Origin of the sequence: uncultured Sphingomonas sp., assembly GCF_937859915.1 — a bacterium.
GTDB lineage: Bacteria > Pseudomonadota > Alphaproteobacteria > Sphingomonadales > Sphingomonadaceae > Solisphingomonas.
This window is the reverse complement of the sequence record NZ_CALMAW010000028.1, coordinates 1-9,848: the sequence shown is the minus strand read 5'-3', so window position 1 is coordinate 9,848 and position 9,848 is coordinate 1. Positions and strand designations below refer to the sequence as shown.

The 9,848-nt window shown below is 67.7% G+C and carries 8 protein-coding genes and 1 pseudogene; 6 read left to right on the top strand and 3 right to left on the bottom strand.

Translation table 11 applies throughout. The annotated features are described in order from the left end of the window. The first annotated feature begins 323 nt into the window (after nt 1–323). The 6 genes from Q0326_RS04230 to rpoN all read left to right on the top strand — a co-directional run bounded on the left by Q0326_RS04230 (nt 324) and on the right by rpoN (nt 5,522). On the top strand, nt 324–1,097 hold the full coding sequence (locus Q0326_RS04230; RefSeq protein WP_298687451.1) for a TerC family protein: 774 nt from the start codon (nt 324–326) through the stop codon (nt 1,095–1,097). 46 nt (nt 1,098–1,143) lie between these two features. Further along, on the top strand, nt 1,144–1,764 hold the full coding sequence (locus tag Q0326_RS04225) for a ribonuclease D (protein ID WP_298687449.1): 621 nt from the start codon (nt 1,144–1,146) through the stop codon (nt 1,762–1,764). Nucleotides 1,765–1,792: 28 nt separating this feature from the next. Further along, nucleotides 1,793–2,440: an LPS export ABC transporter periplasmic protein LptC gene (gene lptC / locus Q0326_RS04220; RefSeq protein WP_298687447.1), complete on the top strand. Its 648-nt coding sequence runs from the start codon at nt 1,793–1,795 to the stop codon at nt 2,438–2,440. Beyond that, nucleotides 2,437–3,048, top strand: coding sequence for an LptA/OstA family protein (locus tag Q0326_RS04215; RefSeq protein ID WP_298687445.1), 612 nt, complete (start codon nt 2,437–2,439; stop codon nt 3,046–3,048). The genes lptC and Q0326_RS04215 overlap by 4 nt, the downstream gene beginning before the upstream one ends. Before the next feature lie 86 nt (nt 3,049–3,134). After that, nucleotides 3,135–3,911: an LPS export ABC transporter ATP-binding protein gene (lptB, locus tag Q0326_RS04210; protein WP_298687443.1), complete on the top strand. Its 777-nt coding sequence runs from the start codon at nt 3,135–3,137 to the stop codon at nt 3,909–3,911. Between the two features lie 117 nt (nt 3,912–4,028). Continuing rightward, nucleotides 4,029–5,522 (top strand): RNA polymerase factor sigma-54, encoded by a 1,494-nt coding sequence (gene rpoN / locus Q0326_RS04205; protein ID WP_298687441.1) that lies wholly within the window; start codon nt 4,029–4,031, stop codon nt 5,520–5,522. A gap of 382 nt (nt 5,523–5,904) precedes the next feature. Here the strand turns inward: rpoN and gyrB are convergent, their stop codons facing one another. From gyrB to Q0326_RS04190, 3 genes and pseudogenes are all read right to left on the bottom strand, one after another. Then, nucleotides 5,905–8,382 carry a DNA topoisomerase (ATP-hydrolyzing) subunit B gene (gene gyrB / locus Q0326_RS04200; RefSeq protein WP_298687439.1) on the bottom strand — a complete coding sequence of 826 codons (2,478 nt, stop codon included), beginning with the start codon at nt 8,380–8,382 and terminating at the stop codon, nt 5,905–5,907. A gap of 77 nt (nt 8,383–8,459) precedes the next feature. Further along, the gene (locus Q0326_RS04195) at nt 8,460–9,323 is read right to left on the bottom strand and encodes an OmpA family protein (protein ID WP_298687437.1); all 864 of its coding nucleotides are present in this window, start codon (nt 9,321–9,323) and stop codon (nt 8,460–8,462) included. A 100-nt stretch (nt 9,324–9,423) separates the two neighbouring features. Further along, nucleotides 9,424–9,848 (bottom strand): annotated as a pseudogene (locus tag Q0326_RS04190) (DNA replication and repair protein RecF); the annotation flags it as partial.

Below are 9,848 nucleotides of genomic sequence, written 5' to 3'. Positions count from 1 at the left end.
ACCGCGCGCCCGGCAGCACCATTTGCGGGTCCACGCGCTTGTCCTTGCCGCGCTGCCCGCGCCGCCCACGATCGAAACTCATGCTTAAAAAATCTTTCCCGGGTCGCCCAATATCGCGTGGAGGTCGCACACCGGGCGCAGCGAACGACTCTCCGGGCACGAAACAAGGAGCGTGCCTATTGCGGTCATATCCCAAACGCGTTGGTGTCGCGAGCCATTTTCTTGCCATGATTGGTTCCAAACCGGCCATTTCATGGCAACAAAGACACGCTCCGTCCGAAAAGCTTGTGTAGAGGCTGCGTAACGGGCACCCCGGCGCCGTCATGTCCTCTCTTCTCTCGCTGCTCACCGACCCGACCGCCTGGGCCGCCCTCGCCACGCTGATCGTCATGGAAGTGGTGCTCGGGATCGACAATCTCGTCTTCGTGGCGATCCTGTCGAACCGCCTGCCGCCCGACCAGCAGACTCGCGCGCGCCGGATCGGCATCGCGCTCGCCCTGATCCTGCGGCTTGCGCTGCTGAGCGCGATCGCCTGGCTGGTCGGGCTGACCGCGCCGCTGATCGATCTCGGCCTCCACGGCGCGCTGGTCGACGGCCACCGCTCGTTCGACACCGCCTTCTCGCTGCGCGACCTGATCCTGATCGCCGGCGGGCTGTTCCTGATCTGGAAGGCGACCAGCGAGATCCACCACACGCTCGACGGCGACGACGCCGCGCCGGACGACGGCGCCCCCAAGCCCGCGGGGCTCGGCTTCGGCGCAGCGATCGTGCAGATCATCCTGCTCGACATCGTCTTCTCGATCGATTCGATCCTGACCGCGGTCGGCATGACCAGCGCGCTGCCGATCATGATCGCCGCGGTGGTGATCGCGGTCGGGCTGATGCTGATCGCCGCCGACCCGCTGGCGCACTTCATCCAGCGCAATCCGACGATCGTGATGCTGGCGCTCGGCTTCCTGCTGATGATCGGGGCGGTGCTGATCGCGGACGGCTTCGGCGTGCATGTTCCCAAGGGGTATATCTATGCCGCGATGGCGTTCTCGGGGCTGGTCGAAACGCTCAACATGGCAGCGCGCCGCCGCACGGCGCGATCGTGACGGGTGCGGCATTGAGCAACGCCCGGCAAAGGCCTATGCACGCGGCATGACAGTTCATTTCCACGAAGAAGACCTCCCCGCCGACGTGTTCGCGCCGGGTGCCAGCCTCGCCGTCGACACCGAGACGATGGGGTTGCTGACCCCGCGCGACCGGCTGTGCGTCGTGCAGATCTCGGACGGCGGGCCCAACGAGCATCTCGTCCGCTTCGCGCCCGGCAGCGACTATGCCGCCCCCAATCTGCGCGCGGTGCTCGGCGACCCGGCGCGGCTCAAACTCTATCATTTCGCGCGCTTCGATCTCGCCGCGATCCGCTTCTACCTCAACACGGTGGCGGCGCCGGTCTATTGCACCAAGATCGCCTCGCGGCTGATCCGCACCTACACCGATCGCCACGGGCTCAAGGAGCTGGTCCGCGAGCTGCTCGGCCAGGAAGTGTCCAAGGTCCAGCAATCGTCGGACTGGGGCGCGCCCGAACTGTCCGATGCGCAGAAGGACTATGCCGCCTCCGACGTGCGCTTCCTCCACGCGATGAAGGACAAGCTCGATGCGCGGCTGATCCGCGAGGGCCGGATGCACCTCGCGCAGGCCTGTTTCGACTTCCTGCCGACGCGCGCCGAACTCGATCTCGCCGGCTGGCCCGAGACCGACATCTTCGCGCATGCCTGAGAGCCTCGCCGGCCCCCTAAGCGGACCGATGTCGAGCGCGGCGCGGGTCGAGCGCCGTCGGCGTCGCGCCTGGGCGGTGCCGGGATCGAGCCACGACCGCGTCATCGCGGTCGCGCGCGTCACCTTGCCTGCCGCGGTGGTTGTGCTGACGCTGGCGCTGGCGGCAGCCCCGATCACCTCGGGGCGCGACATCTCCTTCGTGCTCTCCAAGGACCGAGTCACCACCGCGGCAGAGCGGATGCGGATCTCGCACGCGCTCTATCGCGGCGAGGATTCGAAGGGCCAGCCGTTCCAGCTCAACGCCAAGTCGGCGGTCCAGCAGACTTCGGCCGATCCGATCGTCAAGCTCGATACGCTGTCCGCCAAGATCCAGCTGCCCGCAGGGCCCGCGACGATCGTCAGCCCGAAGGGGCGCTACAATCTCAACAACCAGCGCGTCGCGCTCGACGGGCCGGTCAATTTCCACACCGCCGACGGCTATACGCTCGCGACGCACGACGTCGATCTCGACATGAAGTCGCGCCAGCTCGCCAGCCGCAATCCGGTGACCGGCACGATGCCGATGGGCACGTTCAGCTCGGACCGGATGCAGGCCGATCTCGACCAGAAGGTGGTCGTGCTCGACGGCCACGCGCGCTTGCATATGACGCAGCGAAACGGCACAGCGCCACGATGATCCGCCGCCTTCTCCTGCCGCTTTCGACGCTGGCGCTGTTCACGGGCGGACCGGCGGCCGCGCAGGCCAAGGCGGCCGCGCCCGCCCCCAAGCACGACAGCAATGCGCCGGTCGATTTCGCCGCGGATCATATGGAAGTCCACGACCTCGACCATCGCGCCTTCCTGACCGGTGGGGTGAAGATCGTGCAGCAGGACATGACGCTGACCTCGGACCGCGCCACCGCGAACTACACCGGCAGCGTCGCCAACAGCAGCGGCGCCGGTGCCGGCGGCCCCCAGCTCCATCGCTTCGATGCCAACGGCCATGTCGTCGTCACCCGCCCGACCGAAATCGCGCATGGCGATTATGGCATTTACGACGTCGACAAGCGGCTGATCACGCTGATCGGCCATGTCACCGTCGACCGTACCGGCCCCAATGCGGGCACGACCCGGGGCGGCCGGCTGGTCATCAACCTCAACACCAATCAGGCCAATATGGACGGCGGCAATGTCGGCGGCGCGGGCTCGGCCGGCGCCGGGGGACGCGTCTCCGGGCGCTTCACCGTGCCGCAGAAGGACCAGTCGTCCGACACGCCTGCCACCCCCAAGCCCGCCAAGCCCTGACCATCGGCGGCAGGCGGGGCTTGATCGCCCTGCATAAAGCCTGCCAGATGCGGACCGGGCCCGGCCGGCGGGAGAAACGATAGGCCATGACCGACACGCTGCTTTCCCCGCGCGACATCGCCGCCACCGTCCCGCCACCGTCGCGGGCGCTGTCGATCGTCTCGATCGCCAAGGCCTATGACGGCCGCCCGGTGCTGCAGGACGTCAGCCTCGAGGTCGCGCGCGGCGAGGTGGTGGGGCTGCTCGGACCCAATGGCGCGGGCAAGACGACCTGCTTCTATTCGGTGATGGGACTGGTCAAGCCCGATGCCGGCCGCATTCTTCTCGACGGCGACGACATCACGGCGCTGCCGATGTACCGCCGCTCGCTGCTGGGGCTCGGCTATCTGCCGCAGGAGACCTCGATCTTCCGCGGGCTCACCGTCGCGCAGAACATCCTGTGCGTACTCGAGATGAGCGAGCCCGATCCCGCCGCGCGCGAGACCCGGCTGGCGACACTGCTCGCCGAGTTTCACATCGAGCATCTGCGCGACGCGCGCGCCACCGCGCTGTCGGGCGGCGAGCGGCGCCGCTGCGAGATCGCGCGCGCGCTCGCCGGCGAACCCTCGATCATGCTGCTCGACGAGCCGTTCGCGGGCATCGACCCGATCTCGATCGGCGACATTCGCGACCTGGTGAAGGACCTCAAGCGCCGCGACATCGGTGTGCTGATCACCGACCACAATGTCCGCGAGACGCTCGACATCGTCGATCGCGCCTGCATCATCTACGACGGCAAGGTGCTGTTCCAGGGCTCGCCCGCCGCGCTCGTCGCCAATCCCGACGTCCGCCGGCTCTATCTTGGCGAGGGCTTCGCGCTCTAGTCATGACTGGCGCCTCCCCAACCCGGTTCGGCCTGAGCGCAGTCGAAGGCCACGCGACGACGGTGGCTGTGCTTCGACTGCGCTCAGGCCGAACGGGGTTGTAAGCGCAAGCGAGCCATGAGCCTCGCCCCCCGCCTCGATCTGCGGCAATCGCAATCGCTGGTGATGACGCCGCAGCTCCAGCAGGCGATCAAGCTGCTGGCGCTGTCCAATCTCGAGATCGAGGCGTTCATCGCCGAGGAGCTCGAGAAGAACCCGCTGATCGAAGCGGGCGCTTCCGAGGAGGGCGACGGCCCCGATCTTTCGGTGCCCGACGATGGCGGCGGCGAAGACGGACCGATCGATTCGGTCACCGGTCTCGACGGCGCCGCAGACGACGCTCCGCTCGACGTCGACTATTCGGCCGAGACCTTCCACCATGATTCGCCCTCCGACATGCCCGGCGCGGGGCTCGATGGATCGCTGGGGATGGCGGGCGCGGGGTCGGGCGGCATCGACGGCGGCGGCGACATCCAGGAGACGCTGACCGAGAGCGCGTCGCTGACCGATCATCTGATGGCGCAGGCGGGCGCAGTGCTGTCGGGCGGCGACCTGCTGATCGCGGGGCATATCGTCGATGCGCTCGACGAGGCGGGCTATCTCACGGTCCCGTTGCCCGACATCGCCGACCGGCTCGGCGCGCCGCGCGCGCTGGTCGAGCAGGTGCTGGGCGTTGTCCAGGGCTTCGACCCGACCGGGATCGGCGCGCGCGATCTTGCCGAATGTCTCGCGCTCCAGGCCAGGGAGGCCGACCGCTACGATCCCGCGATGGCGGCGCTGATCGGTCATCTCGATCTGCTCGCGCGCGGCGATCTGCCCAAGCTGCGCCGGATCTGCGGGGTCGACGACGAGGACCTCGGCGACATGATCCGCGAGCTGCGCGCCTATGACCCCAAGCCCGGGCTGCGCTTCGCGCCGTCGGACATGCAGGCGGTGACCCCCGACGTCTATGTCGCGCGCACCGGCAAGGGCTGGGCGATCGAGCTCAACAATGCGACGCTGCCGCGGCTGATCGTCAACCGCAGCTATTATACCGAATTGTCGGGCGCGGCGCAGGATCCGGCGAGCAAGGCGTGGCTAAGCGAAAGCCTGCAGAGCGCCAATTGGCTGATGAAGGCGCTCGATCAGCGCGCGCGCACGATCGTCAAGGTGGCGACCGAGATCGTCAAGCAGCAGGAGGCCTTCTTCCTGCGCGGCGTCGAACATCTCCGGCCGCTCACGCTGAGGACGGTGGCGGACGCGATCGGCATGCACGAATCGACGGTGAGCCGCGTCACCTCGAACAAATATCTGTCGTGCGACCGCGGCCTCTACGAGCTCAAATATTTCTTCACCAGCGCGATCCAGTCGTCCGAGGGCGGCGAGGCGGCGTCGGCGTCGGCGGTGAAGAGCCACATCGCCAAGCTGATCGGCGAGGAGCAGGCCGACGCGATCCTGTCCGACGATTCGCTGGTCGACCTGTTGCGCGCACGGGGATTCGACATCGCGCGGCGGACGGTGGCCAAATATCGCGAGGCGCTCGGGCTGGGCTCATCGGTGCAGCGGCGGCGGCAGAAGCTGCTGGCGCGCTGAGCGGGACCGCCGCCATCCCGGCGCGGAGAGCCGAAGCATATCGACATCCACGTCGCCGAACGATCGCCATCCTTTGATCCGTCATGCTGAACTTGTTTCAGCATCCCGCACACGCCGAACGCCGCGCCCGTGGCAAAGGAGATGCTGAACAAGTTCAGCATGACGTCTCTCCGGTGACGGGGAACCGCCTGCCACTGGATGCCGATCCGCTCCAGCGCTCTTCTTCCGACAGCGCTGGACAAAAAAAGGCCGCCTCGAGGGCGGCCTGAAGTTTTAGGAGAGGATGCCTGAAAGGCCTGACCTTTGTGCACTGCGTCATTTCGCGTTGCAAGCGCGAACAAACCCATTCCGATTGCATTGCACGATCATGCGATTGCAGAAATCACACGTCGAGATTGGCCACCGACAGCGCATTTTCCTGGATGAACTCGCGCCGCGGCTCGACGACGTCGCCCATCAGACGCGTGAAAATCTCGTCGGCGATGTCGGCCTGCGTCACCTCGACGCGGAGCAGCGAGCGGTTGGCGGGATCGAGCGTGGTCTCCCACAGCTGCTCGGCGTTCATCTCGCCGAGCCCCTTGTAGCGCGCGATCGCGAGGCCCTTGCGCCCTGCGGCGAACACGCCGTCGAGCAGATCGGAGGGGCGCACCACCGAGATGCCGCGCGGATCGCCCGTGGGCGCGTCATCCTCGTCGGCCGCCGTGTCGGTGCGCTCGCCGGCCTTGATCGAGAGCAGCCGCGAGACCTTGGCATAGGCGTCGGCTTGCTCGGCCGACAGCGTGTTGAGCTTGCGCGCCTCGGCCGAGCCCAGAAACGCCGCGTCGACGACATGGTGATCCGACACGCCGCGCCACTTGCGGACGAGGTGATAGCCGCCCCCCTCGGAGGCCTCGCCGGTCCACGTCGCCTCGGGATCGGCGCGGCCCAGCCAGGCGGCGACGCGCGCCGCCGCCTCGGTGCGATCGACGTCGGGGGCAAGCGCGCCGGTCAACGCCAGCGCCTCGACCATCGTCGGCTCGTAGCGCCGCGGCACATAGGCCATCAGCGTCTTCATCCGCCGCGCATGGTCGATCATCGCGCGCAGATCATTGCCGGTGCGGCGCTCGCCGCCGGTATCGAGCGCCATCGTCGCGACGCCCGCATCGACGAGATATTCGTCGAGCGCGGCCTGGTCCTTGAGATAGACCTCCGAACGCCCCTTGTTGACCTTGTAGAGCGGCGGCTGCGCGATGAAGAGATGGCCGCGCGTGATCAGCTCGGGCATCTGGCGGTAGAAGAAGGTGAGCAGCAGCGTGCGGATATGCGCGCCGTCGACGTCTGCGTCGGTCATGATCACGATCTTGTGGTAGCGCAGCTTGTCGGCGTTGAAGTCGTCGCGGCCGATCCCGGTGCCGAGCGCCTGGATCAGCGTGCCGACCTCCTTCGACGAGAGCATCCGGTCGAAGCGCGCGCGCTCGACATTGAGGATCTTGCCCTTGAGCGGGAGGATCGCCTGGTTCTGGCGGTTGCGCCCCTGTTTGGCCGAACCGCCTGCCGAATCACCCTCGACGAGGAAGAGTTCGGACTTGGCGGGGTCGCGCTCCTGGCAGTCCGCGAGCTTGCCGGGCAGCGAGGCGATGTCCATCGCGCCCTTGCGCCGGGTCAGCTCGCGCGCCTTCTTGGCGGCCTCGCGGGCGGCGGCGGCATCGATCACCTTGCCGACGATCGCGCGGCCGTGCGCGGGATTTTCCTCGAGCCATTCGGCGAGCTTGTCCGCCATCAGGCTTTCGAGCGGCTGGCGCACCTCGGACGAGACGAGCTTGTCCTTGGTCTGCGAACTGAACTTGGGATCGGGCAGCTTGACCGAGACGATCGCGGTGAGCCCCTCGCGCATGTCGTCGCCGGTGAGCGTCACCTTCTCCTTCTTGAGGAGCCCGGTCTTCTCGGCATAATTGTTGAGCGTGCGGGTCAGCGCGGCGCGAAACGCCGCCATGTGCGTGCCGCCGTCGCGCTGCGGGATGTTGTTGGTGAACGCCAACACCTGCTCGTAATAGCTATCGTTCCATTCGAGCGCGACGTCGATGCCGACATCGTCGCGCTGGCCGGTGATCGCGATCGGATCGGGCATCAGCGGCGTCTTGGTGCGATCGAGATATTTGACGAACGCGGCAATCCCGCCCTCGTAGAACAATTCAACCTCGCGGCGCTCGGCATGGCGCGCGTCGATCAGGAACAGCCGCACGCCCGAATTGAGGAAGGCGAGCTCGCGGTAGCGATGCTCGAGCTTGTCGAAATCAAATTCGGTGATCTTGAACGTCTCGGCCGAGGGCATGAAGGTGACTCGCGTGCCCTTCTTGCCGTTCGACGGGCCCATCACCTTGAGCGGCGCGACCGCGTCGCCGCGGCGGAACTGCATGTAATTCTCTTCGCCGTCGCGCCAGATGGTGAGATCGAGAAAATCCGACAGCGCATTGACCACCGACACGCCCACGCCGTGCAGACCGCCCGAGACCTTGTAGGCGTTGCCGTCGTCGGCATTGTCGAATTTGCCGCCCGCGTGGAGCTGGGTCATGATGACCTCGGCCGCCGACACGCCTTCTTCGCTGTGAATGCCCGTCGGGATGCCGCGGCCATTGTCCTCGACCGAGACCGATCCGTCAGGGTTGAGCGTGATCAGGATGCGGTCGCAATGACCGGCGAGCGACTCGTCGATCGCATTGTCGCTGACCTCGAACACCATGTGGTGGAGGCCGGACCCGTCATCGGTGTCGCCGATATACATGCCGGGGCGTTTGCGGACGGCATCGAGGCCCTTCAGGACCTTGATCGAATCCGCGCCATAGTCGTTCTGATTGCTGCCGTTCGGGGGAGTAGTTGCCATGCCGATCATATAGGGATTCGGACGGCGAAACCCAAGCGAAATGGGCGCGCGGGAGGTCCCACGCGCCCAAGGTCGGATTAGTTGAAGCTGTCCGCGCGCTGGCCGACCAGCGTCACCTCGACGCGGCGGTTGAGCTGACGCCCGGCGGCATCCGCATTGCTCGCCACCGGATCGGCCTCGCCATGCCCGTTCAGCGACAGCCGCTGCGGATTGACGCCCTGTTCGGAGAGCGCATGCGCCACCGAATCGGCCCGCGCGCGGCTGAGCGCGAGGTTGGACGCGGCCGAGCCGACCGCATCGGTGAATCCGTCGATCCGCACCGCCTGCGCCGGGTGGGCGTGGAGATAGCCGGCGAGCGTGCGCAGCTTGTCCGCGGCGCCGGGACGCAGCGCCGCCGAGCCCGTCTGGAACAGCACGTCGCCCATCGAGAACATCGCGCCATAGCGGTTCTGGCGGAAGTGATAGGCCCGCATGCCCTGGCGATCCCAGCCACCCTCGGCGACGGCGGGCCCGGGCGGGGGCGGCGGCGCCATGCCGCGATCGTCGCCACCGCGATCCCAGGCGAAATGGCCGCGGTCGCCGTGCGCCATCTGGTCGAACGCGCGGTCCGCGGCGCGCGCCTCGCGCGGATCGATGAAGCCGTCGCGGTTCATGTCGAAATTGCGCATCACGAAGGCGCGGCCGCGCGGGCTGTTGCGCAGCTCGGGGTAGAGCAGCGGCACGCCGGGGCCGGCGAGATCGTAATGGCGACGATCCTCGGGGCCGCCGCCGCCGCGGTCCCAATGACCCGGGCCGCCGTCGGAGCCACCGCGGTCAGGACCGTTCTGGTAGCCGCCTTGGTCACCGCCATAGCCGCCATGATCCTGCGCCAGCGCGGGGGCGGCGATCGTGCCGAGCAGCAGCATCGCCGCCAGCGTCTTGGTCGTTCGGGTCGTGCGCATCGAAACCTCTCCTGCATCCCACTCTGCCGTGGATGTGAGGCAGGACGATTGAACGCGCGGTGAGTGCCATCGACAGTCCTTGTTCAGGCGGAGGCGCCGTTCAGGCGGACGTCGCGATTCCGTTCGCGATGTGCAGGCGCGTGGCCGTCCCGATCCCCTCGAACAAAGCGGATTCGGTGCCGGTCATCCAGACCTGAGTCGCCATCGCGGCGAGCCGGTCGAACAAGGCCGCACGGCGGAGCGGGTCGAGGTGGGCGGCGACCTCGTCGAGCAGCAGAAGCGGCGGCCGGCCGGTACGCTCGGCGACCAGCTCGGCATGCGCGAGCACGATGCCGAGCAGCAGCGCCTTCTGCTCGCCGGTCGAGCAGCGATCGGCGGGCTGGCCCTTGCCGACATGGGTGACCGCCAGATCGGCGCGATGCGGGCCGACCAGCGTGCGGCCCGCCGCGGCGTCGCGGGCGCGGGAGGCGCGCAGTTCGGCGAGCAGCGGCGTGGCACCCGGCCGCCAGCCGTCGAGCGCCAATC